This is a genomic window from Variovorax sp. S12S4, assembly GCF_023195515.1.
Lineage (GTDB): Bacteria > Pseudomonadota > Gammaproteobacteria > Burkholderiales > Burkholderiaceae_C > Variovorax.
The window spans coordinates 3,615,852-3,630,747 of the sequence record NZ_JALPKR020000002.1 but is presented as its reverse complement, the minus strand read 5'-3'; the positions used below and the strand labels follow the sequence as shown (position 1 = coordinate 3,630,747).

15 protein-coding genes and 1 pseudogene are annotated in these 14,896 nt (G+C 66.3%); 6 read left to right on the top strand and 10 right to left on the bottom strand.

Features of this window, described 5'->3' with window-relative positions; genetic code table 11:
- Positions 1 to 5 precede the first annotated feature (5 nt).
- Both M0765_RS17830 and M0765_RS17825 read left to right on the top strand, forming a co-directional pair.
- A complete protein-coding gene (locus tag M0765_RS17830) occupies positions 6 to 413 on the top strand; it encodes a DUF2069 domain-containing protein (protein ID WP_258505106.1) in 408 nt (135 codons plus the stop codon).
- Entirely contained in the window at positions 410 to 1,846 is a 1,437-nt protein-coding gene (locus M0765_RS17825) for an FAD-binding oxidoreductase (protein WP_258505104.1), read from the top strand. Before M0765_RS17830 ends, M0765_RS17825 begins: the two co-directional genes overlap by 4 nt.
- Before the next feature lie 139 nt (positions 1,847 to 1,985).
- Here the strand turns inward: M0765_RS17825 and M0765_RS17820 are convergent, their stop codons facing one another.
- The 3 genes and pseudogenes from M0765_RS17820 to nthA all read right to left on the bottom strand — a co-directional run bounded on the left by M0765_RS17820 (position 1,986) and on the right by nthA (position 3,671).
- Positions 1,986 to 2,360, bottom strand: coding sequence for a nitrile hydratase accessory protein (locus M0765_RS17820; RefSeq protein WP_258505102.1), 375 nt, complete (start codon positions 2,358 to 2,360; stop codon positions 1,986 to 1,988).
- Between the two features lie 124 nt (positions 2,361 to 2,484).
- Positions 2,485 to 3,033, bottom strand: a pseudogene (nthB, locus tag M0765_RS17815) (nitrile hydratase subunit beta); the annotation flags it as partial.
- Positions 3,030 to 3,671: a nitrile hydratase subunit alpha gene (gene nthA, locus M0765_RS17810; protein ID WP_258505101.1), complete on the bottom strand. Its 642-nt coding sequence runs from the start codon at positions 3,669 to 3,671 to the stop codon at positions 3,030 to 3,032. The gene nthA and the pseudogene nthB, both read right to left, overlap by 4 nt.
- 36 nt (positions 3,672 to 3,707) lie before the next feature.
- Between nthA and M0765_RS17805 the strand changes: the two genes are divergently transcribed.
- The 4 genes from M0765_RS17805 to M0765_RS17790 all read left to right on the top strand — a co-directional run bounded on the left by M0765_RS17805 (position 3,708) and on the right by M0765_RS17790 (position 6,610).
- Positions 3,708 to 4,547 (top strand): thymidylate synthase, encoded by an 840-nt coding sequence (locus tag M0765_RS17805; protein WP_258505100.1) that lies wholly within the window; start codon positions 3,708 to 3,710, stop codon positions 4,545 to 4,547.
- Between the two features lie 19 nt (positions 4,548 to 4,566).
- Complete coding sequence (locus tag M0765_RS17800) at positions 4,567 to 5,088, top strand: dihydrofolate reductase (RefSeq protein ID WP_258505098.1); 522 nt, start codon at positions 4,567 to 4,569, stop codon at positions 5,086 to 5,088.
- 35 nt (positions 5,089 to 5,123) lie between these two features.
- Positions 5,124 to 6,209, top strand: a complete 1,086-nt coding sequence (locus M0765_RS17795; RefSeq protein ID WP_258505096.1) for a phosphatidate phosphatase App1 family protein — start codon at positions 5,124 to 5,126, stop codon at positions 6,207 to 6,209.
- Positions 6,210 to 6,370: 161 nt separating this feature from the next.
- Complete coding sequence (locus M0765_RS17790; protein ID WP_258505094.1) at positions 6,371 to 6,610, top strand: hypothetical protein; 240 nt, start codon at positions 6,371 to 6,373, stop codon at positions 6,608 to 6,610.
- On the opposite strand, the gene ligD (M0765_RS29250) is transcribed toward M0765_RS17790, so the two are convergent.
- The 7 genes from ligD (M0765_RS29250) to M0765_RS17755 all read right to left on the bottom strand — a co-directional run bounded on the left by ligD (M0765_RS29250) (position 6,597) and on the right by M0765_RS17755 (position 14,833).
- Positions 6,597 to 7,499, bottom strand: a complete 903-nt coding sequence (ligD, locus tag M0765_RS29250; protein WP_342456019.1) for a non-homologous end-joining DNA ligase — start codon at positions 7,497 to 7,499, stop codon at positions 6,597 to 6,599. The two genes, M0765_RS17790 and ligD (M0765_RS29250), sit on opposite strands and share 14 nt — an antisense overlap.
- Positions 7,394 to 10,165, bottom strand: a complete 2,772-nt coding sequence (gene ligD / locus M0765_RS29245) for a non-homologous end-joining DNA ligase (RefSeq protein ID WP_342456018.1) — start codon at positions 10,163 to 10,165, stop codon at positions 7,394 to 7,396. Before ligD (M0765_RS29245) ends, ligD (M0765_RS29250) begins: the two co-directional genes overlap by 106 nt.
- Positions 10,166 to 10,291: 126 nt before the next feature.
- Positions 10,292 to 11,710, bottom strand: coding sequence for a hybrid sensor histidine kinase/response regulator (locus tag M0765_RS29240; RefSeq protein WP_258505093.1), 1,419 nt, complete (start codon positions 11,708 to 11,710; stop codon positions 10,292 to 10,294).
- Positions 11,707 to 13,203, bottom strand: a complete 1,497-nt coding sequence (locus M0765_RS17770; protein ID WP_258505092.1) for an ATPase domain-containing protein — start codon at positions 13,201 to 13,203, stop codon at positions 11,707 to 11,709. The genes M0765_RS29240 and M0765_RS17770 overlap by 4 nt, the downstream gene beginning before the upstream one ends.
- A 183-nt stretch (positions 13,204 to 13,386) precedes the next feature.
- Complete coding sequence (locus M0765_RS17765) at positions 13,387 to 13,575, bottom strand: hypothetical protein (RefSeq protein WP_157613021.1); 189 nt, start codon at positions 13,573 to 13,575, stop codon at positions 13,387 to 13,389.
- Between the two features lie 108 nt (positions 13,576 to 13,683).
- Positions 13,684 to 14,607, bottom strand: a complete 924-nt coding sequence (locus M0765_RS17760; protein WP_258505089.1) for a cation diffusion facilitator family transporter — start codon at positions 14,605 to 14,607, stop codon at positions 13,684 to 13,686.
- A gap of 46 nt (positions 14,608 to 14,653) precedes the next feature.
- On the bottom strand, positions 14,654 to 14,833 hold the full coding sequence (locus M0765_RS17755) for a DUF3606 domain-containing protein (protein WP_126747474.1): 180 nt from the start codon (positions 14,831 to 14,833) through the stop codon (positions 14,654 to 14,656).
- Positions 14,834 to 14,896 lie beyond the last annotated feature (63 nt).

Here is a 14,896-nt window from a genome sequence, read left to right as displayed (position 1 = left end):
ACTCCATGCAAACCATCACGCCGCAGGCCTCTTCTTCCGTCCGCGCCACCCGCTGGCTTGCCGTGGGCAGCGTCGTCGGCCTGATCGTGCTGGGGCTGGCCTGGGAGCTGTGGCTGGCGCCGCTGCGGCTAGGCGGTTCTCTGCTGGCGCTGAAGGTGCTGCCGCTTGTCATTCCGCTTGCGGGGCTCTACAAGAACCGCATGTACACCTACCGCTGGGTCAGCCTGATGATCTGGCTTTATTTCACCGAGGGCGTGGTGCGCGCGTGGAGCGACACCAACGGCGTGGGGCAAGTGCTCGCGCTGGTCGAGGTGCTGCTGTGCCTCATGCTCTTTGCCGCCTGCGCCTGGCATGTGCGGCTGCGCCTTCGCAATGCCAAGGCTGCCCGCCAACTGGAGGCTTCCGCCCAATGACGTCAACGACTTCTTCCGCTCCCCTCATCGACCAGCTGCGCGCCATCGTCGGTGCGCAGCACGTGCTGAACGAGGGCGACTTGGCCGCCTACGAGCAAGACTGGCGCAAGCGCGCGCGCGGCAAATCGCTGGCCGTGGTGCGGCCCGCCAACACGCAGCAGGTGGCCGACGTGGTCAAGGCCTGCGCCGCGGCCGGCACGGCCATCGTGCCGCAGGGCGGCAACACCGGGCTGGCAGTGGGCTCCATTCCCGACGACAGCGGCACCCAGGTGGTGCTGAGCCTGCAGCGGCTCAACGCGATTCGCACCGTTGACGCGGCCAATCTCACGATGACGGTGGAAGCCGGGTGCATCCTGCAGACGCTGCAGGAAACGGCGGAGAAGCAGGGCTTCCTGTTCCCGCTGAGCCTTGCGGCCGAAGGCAGCTGCACCATCGGCGGCAACCTTGCAACCAATGCCGGCGGCACGCAGGTGGTTCGCTACGGCAACACGCGCGATCTGTGCCTGGGCCTCGAAGTGGTTACGCCGCAAGGCGAAATCTGGGAAGGCACCAGCGGCTTGCGCAAGGACAACACCGGCTACGACCTGCGCGACCTGATGATCGGCAGCGAAGGCACGCTCGGCATCATCACCGCAGCGACGATGAAGCTCTACCCCCTGCCCGCGGCGCAGCTCACGGCCTGGGCCGCGGTGCCATCACTGGACCATGCGGTCACGCTGCTGGGCCTTGCGCACAAGCACCTGGGATCGGGCCTCACGGGCTTCGAAGTGATGGGCAAGTTTGCATTGAGCCTGGTCGACAAGCACATGCCGCAACTGCGCGTACCGTTCATCGGCGACGAAGCCGTGCCGTACTGCGTGCTGCTGGAGAACTCCGACAGCGAATCCGAAGACCATGCGCGCGCGCGCTTCGAGGCGCTGCTCGAAACGGCTTTCGAAGACGGCTGCGTGACCGATGCAGTGGTGGCCGAGAACCTTGCGCAGGCACACCAGCTCTGGCACATCCGCGAGAGCATTCCGCTCGCGCAGGCCGAAGAGGGCTTGAACATCAAGCACGACATCTCGATTCCCGTGTCGAGTATTCCGGCCTTCGTGGCCGAGACCGATGCGCTGCTGGCGCGCGAGATTGCGGGAGTGCGGCTGGTGAACTTCGGCCACCTGGGCGACGGCAACCTGCACTACAACGTGCAGGCGCCCGAGAACATCGACACCAAGGCTTTCCTGAAGAACGAGGAAGAGCGCATCAACACGCTGGTGTACGACGCCGTCGAAAAGTTCGGCGGCTCGTTCTCTGCCGAGCATGGCGTGGGCTCGCTCAAGGTCGACAAGCTCGAGAAGCACAAGTCGCCCGTGGCGCTGGAGATGATGCGCGCCATCAAGCGCGGGCTCGACCCCAAGAACATCCTGAACCCGGGCCGCGTGATCCGCGTTTAGGCGGCCTGCGGATATTTCTCCCTCCCTCCCGGGGAGGGCCGGGGTGGGGGCACGCGGCCTTCAACCCGCGCTGCGACGAATGCGAAGGGCAGCCCCCATCCCAACCTTCCCCAACGGGGGAAGGAGCAAGACAAAACCCTCAACGTGGAAAGTCTTCGCCGCGCAGCTCGATCGGCTGGCCATGCGGCGTGCGGTCGGCCGCGTGGTCCCAGGCTTGGCGGTAGCGCGCGAGTTCGTCGCCCGAGCTCGCACCCTTGCGGGCCACCAGGCCTTCGAGCGCGGCGAGCCAATGTCGGTAATAGGTGTCACCAGCATCAGGGTCTCCCGCGGCTTGCGCAGCGGTGATCTGCGCCGCAAGCGCTTCGGCCCACTCCACCCAGCTGAACAGGCCACGCTCGTGCAGCGCGAGCGTCATCGCAAAGGCCTGCGCTTCCCACGGCTCGCGGAACACCGGGCCATCGGCATCGCGCGGCATGCCGGGAGCGAGCGCGAGCGGTGGCATGTCGATCTTCATGTCCAACTTCATGCGATGGCCTCCAGGTAGCTTTCCCACGCGTCGACCGACACCGAGAGGTTCTGGCGCGGCGCCGCATCCCCCAGAGCTCGGCTTCCTCGAAGACGACCGTGTACAGCCACTGCGGCTGTTCACCAAGACCCTGCGCATTCGCATCGGCGAACACATGCGCGCCGTGAACATGTTCGATGGTGCCGCGCTTGCCCTGCACATAGCCCGGCAGCCGCGTGTGATGGTCGACCTTGCCGACGTGCATGCGCACGGCCTGCCCGACGGCAAAGCGCGAAGGGCCTGGCGCGGCGCGCTCGGTAGGCGAACCCTTGGCGAGCACCGCGGGCACGTTCTGGGCCTGCAGCACGCGGGCGACCGGTGCGGCCGGATGGCGCATCTCGCCGGTCGCGATCTCGTCGGGGAAAACCTGCCCTCGCTGCAGCATCAGCTGCTCGAGCGCCCCAAGCCATATCTGGTAGTAGCTCAGGTCGCGGTAGTTCGGCAGCGTCTCGCGCATGGCGCGGCTCGCATCGATGTTCCAGGAGCCGGTTGCGCCCATGGCAAGCGTGAGCGCCAGCGCGCGCGGTTCCCAACCTGCGTGGAAGAGTTCGCCCTCGCGCTCGGGCGTGACCGGCCCGAAGCCCGGCTGGCCGCCCAGGTCGGCCTGCGTCACGTAGCTCATGCGGCACTCCTCGCTGCAGTTGGCGCATCGGCAAGGCGCGTGCCGATCATCGAATCGCGCGAGACGAGAGCGGCGAGTTCGTCTTCGCTCCATCCTTCGGTGCCGGCGGGCCTCTGCGGAATCACGAGATAGCGCACCTCGGCGGTCGAATCCCAGACGCGGATGCGCGTCGTCTCGGGCAGCACCGTGCCGAAGTCGGCCAGCACGCCGCGCGGGTCCTTCACGGCGCGCGAGCGGTATGGCGCGCTCTTGTACCAGGTGGGCGGCAGGCCGAGCACCGGCCAGGGGTAGCAGCTGCACAGGGTGCAAACGACCATGTGGTGCTGCTCGTCGGTGTTCTGTACCGCCACCATGTGCTCGCCCTGGCGGCCGGTGTAGCCGAGCGAGGCAATCGCGGCCGTGGCATCAGCCATCAGCCAGTCGTGGAAGGTCTGGTCGACCCAGGCCCGCGCCACCACCCTGGCCCCGTTGCGCGGCCCGATGCGGGTTTGATAGGTGTCGATCAGCGCGTCGAGCGCGGCGGGGTCGATATAGCCCTTTTGCGTGAGCACGCTTTCCAGCGCCCGCACGCGCAGGTCCATTTCGCCGAGTTCGCTGTGGTCGTGGGAGTGTTCGTGGGAGTGGTCGGGGCCGGTCATCTGCCGATGCTAGCGCCGCCCCGTAAAATTCCCAACATGACCTCGACCGCCCGCCCCGTCCGCTCCCAGTACGAAGATTTCATGCGCCACGTGGACACCCACGGGGTGTTCAAGAGCGACCGCACCGGCACGGGCACCAAGAGCGTGTTCGGCCACCAGATGCGCTTCGATCTGAACGAAGGCTTTCCGCTGGTGACCACGAAGAAGGTGCACCTGAAGTCCATCATCCAGGAACTGCTGTGGTTTTTAACCGGCTCCAGCAACAACAACTGGCTCAAGGAGCGCGGCGTCACCATCTGGGACGAGTGGGCGCGCGAAGACGGCGACCTGGGCCCCGTGTACGGCGTGCAATGGCGCAGTTGGCCCACGCCCGACGGCGGCCACATCGACCAGATTTCCGAAGTCATCAAGACGCTGAAGACCAACCCCGATTCGCGCCGCATCATCGTGAGCGCGTGGAACGTGGCCGAGCTCTCGAAGATGGCGCTCATGCCCTGCCACGCCTTCTTCCAGTTCTACGTGGCGCCGCCGCAGGCACCCGGCGAGCGCGGCAAGCTGAGCTGCCAGCTCTACCAGCGCAGCGCCGACATTTTTCTTGGCGTGCCGTTCAACATCGCGAGCTATGCGCTGCTCACGCACATGGTGGCGCAGCAATGCGATCTCGACGTGGGCGACTTCATCTGGACCGGCGGCGACTGCCACATCTACAGCAACCACGCCGAGCAGGTGGCGCTGCAGCTGAGCCGCACGCCCTACGCGTACCCTACGCTCCACATCAAGCGCAAGCCGGCTTCGATCTTCGACTACCAGTACGAAGACTTCGAAATGCTCGACTACAAGCACCACGAGGCGATCAAGGCGCCCGTGGCTGTGTGACCGCACTGCTCCGCCCGATATGCCTACACCGCGTTTGCACCTCATCTTCGCCCGCGCCGCCAACGGCGTGATCGGTACCAAGGGCACCATGCCGTGGCACCTGCCCGAAGACATGGTGCACTTCAAGCAGCAGACGGCCGGCGCGCCGGTCGTCATGGGCCGCAAGACCTGGGATTCGCTGCCGCCGCGCTTCAAGCCCCTGCCAGGTCGGCACAACATCGTCATCACACGGCAGGACGACTGGAAAGCCGAAGGCGCGCACCGCGTGGGCAGCCTGCAGGAAGCGCTCGCGCTGTGCGAAGAATCGCAGGTGCCCGACGTGTGGGTGATCGGCGGCGCGCAGATCTATGCCGAAGCCGAACCGCTCGCGCAGTACGCCGTGGTGACCGAGCTCGCGCACGACTACGAAGGCGATGCGCACGCGCCCGAACTCTCCCCTGCGCAGTGGCGCGAGACAAAGCGCGAGCCGCACGTCTCGGCCAAGGAAGGCCTCCACTTCAGCTTCGTGACCTACGAACGCGTGGGATCGCCCAAGGCATGAGCGGCGGCATCCGACAACGCCCTGCTGTCCCGCCGATGCGGCGCCGTTCCCTCCTGGCCGGCGCCGCACTGCTTTGCGGCCTTGCGCCGATGCGTGCGCTGCACGCGGCCGAGCGGCTCGAGCCCGATGAAGAGGCGCTCTTCATGCCGGGCACGGCGCGCCCCACCAGCGACGGCCGGTTCGAGGTCGACATTCACGCCTGGGTGTACGAGCCCGAGCGGCGCTGGGGCCTGAACGCCGCGTTCGCGCGCTACCTGGGCCTGAGCCTGAACAAGCTCTCGCCCGCGGCGCGGCTGCGCTTCAACCAGCGCACGGCGCTGTTCCATGCCGAGTCGGAAGAAGGCAAGGTGTTCGACATCGATTTCGACGGCAGCCCCGCACGCGTGAGCTCGCCGCCTTCGGGCGCCAACGGCCGCATGGACATGCGGATCGTGATCGACGCACCCAAGGCATCGCCTTCGGACGAATGGCTGAAGTTCCATGCCGTGACCGGCCCGGGCGAACTGCTGCACCGCTTCAGGGGCCAGGCGCTGATCGTTCCCGCCGAGGGCCTGTCGATCATTTCGGACATCGACGACACCATCAAGCGCACGCAGGTGCGCGACCGGCGCGAGATGCTGCTGAACACGTTTGCGCGGCGCTTCGAGGCGGCGCCCGGCATGGCGGCCTACTACCGCGCGCTGTCGCAAACGCCGGGCACGCGGTTCCACTATCTCTCGGCCAGCCCGATGCAGCTTTACCCCGCGCTGGCCGACTTCGTTCGCGATGCCGGCTTTCCCACCGGCAGCATGCACCTGCGCGAGAGCACGAGCTGGCGCACGCTGATTCCGGGCGACCAGGATTCGCGCGCGCACAAGCTCGGCATCATCGAGCGGCTGCTGGCCGATTTTCCGCACCGCCGGTTCATGCTGGTGGGCGATTCGGGCGAGAGCGATCCTGAAATCTATGGGCAGGTGGCGCGCACCCATCCCAGCCGCATCGACAGCATCGCGATACGCGATGTAACCGGTGAAAGCAGTGCTGCCGAGCGCTATGCCACGGCGTTCGAGGGCATCGACCCCGCGCGCTGGCAGATTCTTCCCGCCGACCGGGGCCCGGCGTCGATGCAGGCCGCGCGGTAAGCGGTTTCAGTCGCCACCGGAATCAGCACCTTCGTTTCACCTTCGGGCAAAAACGAACACTTCAGTACACATCAAAAAGTCGTGTGCGGCGCAGGGATTAGGCACAAACGTGATTTTTTCCGCAAAATGTTTGTACCGCCATCTAGACAAGGAGACGGCTCATGTCCATGGAGTTTCTTCGAGTCATCGCCGAACAGAAATTGCCATACGTCGTCCACACGCCAGCAGATATCGACAGGGTGCGCGTGCTGCGTGCGGCCGAGCTGGTGACTGCTTTCATCCCGCCGTCCGGCCATGCGCCGGACGACCGCGCCATACGCCATCTCGCCCAGGTGGAATCGATCACTGCCAAGGGCATGCTGGCGCTGAACAAGGCCACCTCCGCCTTCATCGAGCTCTGAGCTTCGCGGGCTCGAACCCGAGCCGCTTCATCGCGGCACCCGGGCTGATCGCGGCCTTCGCATAGCCGGCCCACGGGTCGTTGCCGCGGTCGAGCCGGGCATGGATGTTTCGGAGCGTCCACTGCGCGCCGCTTGCAAGCGTTGGCACCTCGGCCCATTCCACCGGCACCGACACCCCCATGCCCGGACGGGCACGCACCGACCATGCGCACACCGTGGTGGCACCGAAGCCGTTGCGCAGGTAGTCGATGAAGATGCGGCCGACGCGATTGCTCGGCCCGCTCTTGGCAACGAACATCTGCGGCACCGTGCGGGCCATGTGCCGCACGATGGCCTGCGAAAAATCCTTGACCGTGTCCCAGTCGTACTGCCGCTTGAGCGGCACGACCACATGCAGCCCCTTGCCGCCGCTGGTCTTGCAGAAAGACGGCAGGCCCAGTTCGTCGAGCACCACGCGCATCAGCTCCGTCGCCTGCAGCACCATGGGCCAGCCGACGCCCTCGCCCGGGTCGAGGTCGAAGGTCATGCGGTCGGGCTTGCCGATGAGCGTCTTCACGGCGTTCCAGGTGTGGAGCTCGATGACGTTCATCTGCGCCGCGCTCAACAGCCCCAAGGGGTTGGCCACTTCGATGAGCTCGGGGTGCGCGGGCCACAGCGCCGGATCGAGCTGGCGCACACCGGCCATCTGGCCCTCGTCGAGGTGCTTCTGAAAGAACAGCTGGCCCTTGATGCCCTGCGGCGCACGCACGAAAGACACTGGCCGGCTCTTCAGGTGCTCCATCATCAGCGGCGCGACAAGGCCGTAGAAGCGCACCACCTCGACCTTGGTGATGCCGGTGGTCGGGTCGACCACGCGATCGGCATTCGAGACCTTGAAGTTGGCCGGCATCGTCGCCGAGGGCTCGGGCCCGGCATCCGCGGCACGGGCTTGGCCTCTTTCCCCGCCTTGGCCTTCGGCTGGTGAAGCGGCTTCTCGCGGATGATGGCCTTGGCGGGCTTGTCGGTGCGCACGCTGTGGAACACCGGGTGCCGCACGTGGCCGTCTTTCGTCCATTCCGAAAAAGTGACTTCGGCCAGCAGCACCGGCTTGACCCAATGCGCGCGGCGGTCGTTCTCGGTCGGGTCCTTGAACGGGCGCTTGTCGGTGCCGAGCGGCTTCAGCCTTTCGAGCATTTCGTTGAGGGTGCGGCCGTTGAAGCCCGCGCCCACCGCGCCTGAATAAACGAGGTCGCCCGTCTCGTCGTGCACGCCGATCAGCAATGCGCCGATGCCCACTCGCGAGCCCTTCGGATCGGTATAGCCGCCGATCACGAACTCCTGTCGCCGCGAGCACTTGAGCTTGATCCAGTCGGGTGAGCGGCGCGACGCATAGGTGCTGTTCTTGCGCTTGCCGATCACGCCCTCCAGCCCGATCTTGCAGGCCGAAGCCACGATGTCTTCGGGCGGCGCATCGAAGATTTCGCTGAAGCGGATTTCAGGCGGCGCCTTGGCAAGCAGCGACTGCAGCAAGGCCCGGCGCTCGATGAGCGGCACGCCCGTGAGGTCGAAGCCGTCGTAGTACGGCAGGTCGAAAAGAAAGTAGACGATGTTGCTGGTCTTCTCCTTGTCGAAGGCGTTCTGCAAGGCTTGAAAGTCGGTGCTTCCCGATTCGTTGAGCACCACGATCTCGCCGTCGAGCCACCCGGGCTTGAGCTTCATGCCCTTGATGGCGCGCACCAGCTGCGGCATGCGGCTGCTCCAGTGGTGCCCGTTGCGCGTGATGAGCTGCACGTCTTTATTCGCGTCGATTCGTGCGAGCAGGCGATACCCGTCGAACTTGATTTCGTAGAACCAGTTGTCGGGGTCGGGCGGCGGGCCGTCGACCAGCGTGGCAAGCAGCGGCGAAAGCTTGGCGGGCATGGCGGCCTTCACCGCATCGGCCGGCATGCCGCCGCCCGATGCCTTGCCGCGTTTTGCACGTGCGGGTGCCGCATTGGCCGCGGGCGCCGCGGCGCCGGGCGTAGGCATCGGCATCTCCGCCACGCTGTCGGGAAACTGGTCGACCACGCTGAACTCGGCGGCCGGGCGGGCGTAGTCGTCGTGCTCCTTGATCAGCAGCCACGCATCCTGCTTGTCGTCCTTGCTGCTGTGCATGCGCACCAGCGCCCACTTGCCGCGCAGCTTGTAGCCATGCAGTTCGAACTTGAGGTTCCCCGCCTTGTAGCCCTTGCGCGCATCGCCGATGGGCGTCCAGGTGCCCTTGTCCCAGATGATCACCTTGCCCGCGCCGTACTGCTTGGGCGGTATCACGCCTTCGAACTGGTTGTACGAAATCGGATGGTCCTCGACGTGCACCGCCATGCGCTTGTCATGCGTGTCGTAGCTCGGTCCCTTGGGCACTGCCCAGCTCTTCATCGCACCATCGAGCTCGATGCGAAAGTCGTAGTGCAGGCGGCTCGCCCAGTGCTTCTGCACCACGAACTGCAGCGTGCCGGGTGCCGATGCGCCGCCTTCCTCCGGCTCCGGCGTAACGCCGAAGTTGCGCTTTTCCTTGTAGCGCTTCAGCGGGTTTGCGCGCGCCATGGTGTCTCGCTCCCCCACGTCCTGGGGATGGCTCGCCGCGTAGCGTTCGAGCAAAAGGTAAAGCACGACGCCGCCGGCCAGCGGCAGCAGGTAGTAGAGCGCGCGGTACGCCAGCACGGCGCCCATCAACGCGCCCTGCCGCACGGTGCCCGAGAGCAGCGCCAGGTACACGGCTTCCAGCACGCCCAGCCCGGCCGGAATCGGCGTGATCACCCCGACGATAGAAGCGGCGAGCAGCACGCTCAGCGTGGTCGCATACGGCACCTGCCGGCCCAGCAGCAGGTACATGGCGCAGCCCATCAACGCCCAGTTGGCGGTCGAAAGCGTGAGCTGCACCAGCGCGAGTTGCGCCGAAGGAAGCTTCAGCCGCCGCCCCCTCACCTGCCATTGGCGCCCGCGCGAGAACGCACATGCCACCACGTAGGCGGCGGCCAGCAGGATCATCACCACGCCAAGCACGCGCAGTGCGTCCGTGCCGATGTTGGCCTGGCGCGGCGGCGTGATGGCACCCGCCGCAAACAGGCCGCCCGCCAGCAGCCCGTAGCCCAGCCAGTTGGTTGCCAGGCTGATGCCGACGATCTGCGCCACGGTGGTTTCGTCCACCCCGGCGCGCGCATAGAGCCGTGCACGCAGCGCGATGCCGCCCACCAGCGACCCCAGGTTCAGATTGAAGGCATAGCTCGTGACCGCGATGGCCCAGGTGCGCCAGCGGGGCACGCGGTGGCGCGTGTGCCGCCTGCCGATGAGGTCGAAGCATCCGTACAGCGCGTGGCTCGCGGTTGCGATGCCCAGCACGCCAAGCAGCAGCATGGCCGGATAGCGCTGCAATGCATGCCATGCACCCGCCCAGTCGACCTTGTGCGCGTGCGAAAGCAGCAGCCCCAGCACTGCCAGCCCGAGCAGCGGCAGCAGCCAGCGCCGGCAGCGCCGCCACAGCGACGGCTTCATGGGCGAAGGGCCGGCCGCCGAGAGCGTGGTGGCGTCGTGGTTCATGGTGTTGCTACAGAGCGGAGACAAGCGCCGCAAGATCGAGCGGCTTGAGCAGGTGGTGGTTGAACCCCGCCATGGCAATGCGGTCCTTGTCGCCCTGCTGGCCCCAGCCGGTCAATGCGACGAGGATCAGCCCCTGAGCGCGGGATTGGCACGCAGCTTGATGGCGAGTTCGCAGCCGTCCATGCCCGGCATGCCGATGTCCAGGATTGCAAGGCCCGGCAGCACGCCTTCGGCCACCGCACGCAATGCGGCGTCGCCGCTGTAGGCCACATGGGTCGAGGCTCCGAGCGACTTCAGCAGGTCGCTCAGTGCGTCGGCCGCATCGCGGTTGTCGTCCACGATCAGCACCGTGCCGGGCAAGGAAGCCGGCCAGCCTTGAATGGCCGTCCCCTGCGGCCTCGGCAGGTCCGCCCCGATGCGCGTGAGCGGCAGGCGCACGCAGAACATCGCGCCCCGCCCGAGGCCCGCGCTGGTGGCCTCGACGCTGCCGCCATGCAGTTCGACCAGGCTCTTCACCAGCGTGAGCCCGATGCCCAGCCCGCCTTGCGCCGCCTTGGAAGTGCCGCTGACCTGAACGAACATCTCGAAGATCGACTCCAGCATTTCGGATGCGATGCCGGTGCCGTTGTCCCACACCTCGACCACGGCCTGGCGGCCCTCCTTGCGCAGCGCAATCCTGATCTTGCCGCCCGGGGCCGTGTACTTGGCGGCGTTGTTGAGCAGGTTCGAAAAGACCTGCGTCAGGCGAACGCCGTCGCCCCGCACCACCAGCGGTTCGGCGAACAGCTCCGTGGTCAGCTCGTGCCTCGAGCCTTCGAGCAAGGGGCGGCTCAGTTCGATGGCGTCCTTGATGACCGATTCGAGCGCCACTGCTTCCATGCGCAGTTCGATCTTGCCGCGCGTGATGCGCGAGACCTCCATCAGGTCGTTCACCAGCCGCACCATGTGGTCGATCTGCCGGCCCATCAGCTCGTAGTAGCGCAGGGCTTCCTCGGCCTCATGCGGTTTTCGCATCAGCAGGGTGAGCGCCGTGCTCATGGGTGCGAGCGGATTGCGCAGCTCGTGTGCCAGCGTGGCAAGGAACTCGGTCTTGCGCTGGTCGGCTTCGCGCAGCCCGTCGAGCAGGTCGCGCAACTGGTACTGGCGGTTGCGCGCGCGCAGCGCCGTGCGCACCGTGCTGATGAGCGACGCCACCCGCATCGGGCGTTCGATGACGGTGACGTTCGCGAGCTTGTCCATGGCCTCGGCAATGACGCGCGAATCCGCGCCCTGGCGGGCAAGAATGAGCACCGGCACGTCGGACCACGGCGCCTGCGAACCCAGCACCTCGTTCAACGCGGCCGCGGCCGGATCGGCCAGCACCTCTTCCGCCAGCATGACCGCGCCCGCGCCCACCTGCAGTTCCCGCACCAGCTCGCACAGGTTCGCGCAGGAGTGCGTGTCGATCTGGGCGCGAGCCAATACGGCATTGGCCATGACGGCGTCCCTGGAGGTCGCGGTTCGCAACAGGATGCGCTGCTCGACGGGTGCCGGTGCTGCGCTCACGATTGGGGCTGCACGCCGTCGATGGGAACCGGAATGCCCGACAGGATGCCCCTGAAGTTACGCAGCGGCTCGCCGATCTTCAGGCCCGTGGCGGTCATCGAGAAATCGCGGATGCTCCGCTCATGCGCCCCGCCGCGCTTCTTCAGCACCGAGATCGCCTGGCGCACTTCGCCCTCGAGCTCGAAGTAGCGAAGCAGCACCACGGCATCGGCCAGGTAGCTCGCATCCACGGGTGTCTGCATCTGCATGCCGATAAGGCCGTGCTGCGCGCCGACCAGCAGCGTGGCCACGCCCGCCTGCCCCAGGTAGGAGAGCAGTTCGTGCAGCTGCGCAATCAGAAACCGCTCGTCCGGCATGGCGTTGAGATAGCCGTTCAGGCTGTCGATCACTACCACCGCCGCACCCGACTCCACCACTGCCAGCCGGATCAGGTGCACGAACTCGCCGGGCGACAACTCGGCGGGGTCGACCTGCCTTACCTTGATGCGGCCGGCATCGATGTGCGGCCCCAGGTCCATTCCCATGCTTTCGCAGCGCGTGCGCAAGGTGTTGATGCTCTCGTCGAAAACGAAGAGCGCCGCGCATTCGCCGCGCTGTGCCGCGGCAAGCGCGAACTGCACCGCCACGGTCGACTTGCCGGTGCCCGGTGCGCCGACGAACAGCGTGCTCGTTCCCCGCTCTATGCCGCCGCCCAGCAGGGCGTCGAGCGACTCGATGCCGCTCGGAATCCGCACCTGCGTGAGCGCGGTCGAATGTTCTGCAGCCACCAGGCGCGGAAACACGCGCAGGCCGCCGCGCTCGATGCGGTAGTCGTGATAGCCGCCGCGAAACTGCTGGCCGCGGTACTTGCTGACGACCAGCCGGCGCCGCGCGGCGCCGTAGTCGGAGCTGATCTGCTCGAGCCGCAGCACCGCATGGGCGATGCTCTGCACCTGCAGGTCGTGCTTCATGGCGGTCATGTCGTCGAGCAGCAGCACGGTGCACTGCCGGCCCGCAAAGAACTGCTTGAGCGCCAGGATCTGCCGCCTGTAGCGCAGCGAACTGCCGGCCAGCAGGCGCAACTCGGAGAGCGAATCGAACACGACCCGCGAGGGCTTGATCACATCGACATCCGACAGGATCCTCAACGTGGTTTCGCTGAGCTCGACCTCCGAGGGATGGAACATCGTGTATTGCTCGTCGGGCTCGAGCGCGGCTTCCGAAGGGAGCATTTCGCGCACCTCGATGCCGCTCAAGTCCCATCCGTGGGAATTTGCGACACCCCTGAGCTCATGCCCCGTTTCGGACAAGGTGACATACAGCACCGATTCGCCGCGCTTGGCCCCTTCGATCAGGAACTGGAGCGCAATGGTGGTCTTGCCGGCGCCAGGCGTGCCTTCGACCAGGTAGAGGCGATTGGCCGTGAGGCCGCCTCCCAGAACATCGTCGAGGCCGGGCACGCCGATCTTTATCAAGCGTTCCTGCGTGGCCCCCGTCGCGGCGTCGATCTTCATTTTTTCCTCCATCGTATGGACAGACAGTCCTTCTTTACGCTGTTGTCTGTTTGCGATCTGCCTGCGGGAAAATGACTCCGCAGGCCGGGCAAGTCGATGCCCGCAGGAATGATTTTTAGCTAAGGGGCAGAGCCTTACCTGTAGGGCGGCGCCTTTTTCGCGAGAAGACAAAGCTCCCGCCACTCAAGACTTTTCGGGCGTCTTGTGCTCGGCCGAACCCGGGTCTTCGAGCTTCTTGTTCTCGACCTTCTTCATCATTTCCTCGCCCTCGGTGTCGCTGCCGTCGGTGGGCACGGACTCTTCCTGCGTGATCTCGGGTTCGTCTGGCGAGCGCTTCGGGCGCGAGGCCGGCGGCGGTGTAGGCGTATTCATGCGGCTATCTCCTGAGTGAGGCCCGACAGTGGCGCAAGCGCAGGGCCGGAGCGCTCAGGCAAAGACGTGAGCGCAGGTCAGCCAAGGCCGACGATGCGGCCCGGCGCCTCAGGCAGGCGCGACGGTTTCCACCGGCGCTTCGCTCGCCTCGATGAAAAGCCGCCGGATCATGGGAAAGCGCGCGCGCACCTGTCCTTCGATGGCCGTGATGGCGTCGGCCGCCTCTCCGGTGGCCGTGCCCTCCTTGAAGTTCACATCGATGATGGCCAGCACCTCGTCGGGGCCGATGTACATCGACAGCACATGGCCGACGTCGCTGACGCTGGGCTGCTCCATGGCCAGGCTGCGAATGGCGCGCGCCGTCTCGGGGCGGATGCCCTCGCCGATGAGCAGCCCGCGCGCCTGGCCGATCAGCAGCACCGCCACGCCCGCCAGCAACAGGCCGATCACCACCGAGGCCGCGCCGTCGAGTTCGGGCATGCCGAAGCGGTGGCTCAAGTAGATGCCGAGCGCGGCCACGGCCAGGCCGATGAGCGCCGCGGAATCTTCGGCCAGCACGGTATAGGTGGTCGGGTCCTTGCTTTGCCCGAGCGCGCGCCAGAAAGGCACACCCCGCGCCTGGACCCGGAATTGCCGCAACGCAATGAGAAAGCTGGTGCCTTCGAACACGAAGGCCAGGGCCAGCACGACGTAGTTCCAGGTGGGGTCGCGCATCGGCTCCGGCTTGCGGATGTGCTGGATGCCCTCGTAGAACGACACACCCCCGCCCAGCCCGAAGATGAGCACCGCGACGATCAGGCTCCAGAAGTACAGCTCCTTGCCGTGGCCGAACGGATGCTCGGGTGTTGCGGGCCGCTGGCTCAGCCTGATGCCCACCAGCAGCAATACGCCGTTGAAGGTATCGACCGCGGAATGGATGCCTTCGGACAGCATCGCCGAGCTGCCGGTGATGCCGGCCACCACGAACTTGGTCGCGGCAATGGCCACGTTGGCGCCGATCGCGCCGTAGATGGCAACCTTGGATTCAGCCATCCATCAGGGGGTGCGGCCCAAACCCGGCCCGCGGCCCCGCTGCTCTTCAGGGAAGGCCAAGGTAGACCCGCAGGTCGTCCTTGTAGGTGCCCGCGGATGCCACCGCCAACCGGAGCCGCGTTTCGCTGACGCCGAACCACTTGGTCCAGTAGTCGACCTCTTTCAGGTCGGTGATGTCGATGTGCTCGTCGTTCTGCGGAACGCGAATCTCCATATCGTCCGGCATCGGGCTCTCCAGGTTGTTGGAGACGGCAGTTTCACCGCGGGAAAAACACGCTTTGCCGGTCGC

Excerpts from the sequence above, each read along its gene's own strand:
- M0765_RS17800 (WP_258505098.1), top strand. The coding sequence starts at position 4,567 with ATGCCTACACCGCGTTTGCACCTCATCTTCGCCCGCGCCGCCAACGGC.
- ligD (WP_342456019.1), bottom strand. The coding sequence starts at position 7,499 with ATGCCGGCCAACTTCAAGGTCTCGAATGCCGATCGCGTGGTCGACCCG.
- M0765_RS17795 (WP_258505096.1), top strand. The coding sequence starts at position 5,124 with ATGCGGCGCCGTTCCCTCCTGGCCGGCGCCGCACTGCTTTGCGGCCTT.
- M0765_RS17760 (WP_258505089.1), bottom strand. The coding sequence starts at position 14,607 with ATGGCTGAATCCAAGGTTGCCATCTACGGCGCGATCGGCGCCAACGTG.
- M0765_RS17790 (WP_258505094.1), top strand. The coding sequence starts at position 6,371 with ATGTCCATGGAGTTTCTTCGAGTCATCGCCGAACAGAAATTGCCATAC.
- M0765_RS17830 (WP_258505106.1), top strand. The coding sequence starts at position 6 with ATGCAAACCATCACGCCGCAGGCCTCTTCTTCCGTCCGCGCCACCCGC.
- ligD (WP_342456018.1), bottom strand. The coding sequence starts at position 10,165 with ATGAACCACGACGCCACCACGCTCTCGGCGGCCGGCCCTTCGCCCATG.
- M0765_RS17825 (WP_258505104.1), top strand. The coding sequence starts at position 410 with ATGACGTCAACGACTTCTTCCGCTCCCCTCATCGACCAGCTGCGCGCC.
- M0765_RS17820 (WP_258505102.1), bottom strand. The coding sequence starts at position 2,360 with ATGAAGATCGACATGCCACCGCTCGCGCTCGCTCCCGGCATGCCGCGC.
- M0765_RS17765 (WP_157613021.1), bottom strand. The coding sequence starts at position 13,575 with ATGAATACGCCTACACCGCCGCCGGCCTCGCGCCCGAAGCGCTCGCCA.
- M0765_RS17805 (WP_258505100.1), top strand. The coding sequence starts at position 3,708 with ATGACCTCGACCGCCCGCCCCGTCCGCTCCCAGTACGAAGATTTCATG.
- nthA (WP_258505101.1), bottom strand. The coding sequence starts at position 3,671 with ATGACCGGCCCCGACCACTCCCACGAACACTCCCACGACCACAGCGAA.
- M0765_RS17755 (WP_126747474.1), bottom strand. The coding sequence starts at position 14,833 with ATGCCGGACGATATGGAGATTCGCGTTCCGCAGAACGACGAGCACATC.
- M0765_RS17770 (WP_258505092.1), bottom strand. The coding sequence starts at position 13,203 with ATGAAGATCGACGCCGCGACGGGGGCCACGCAGGAACGCTTGATAAAG.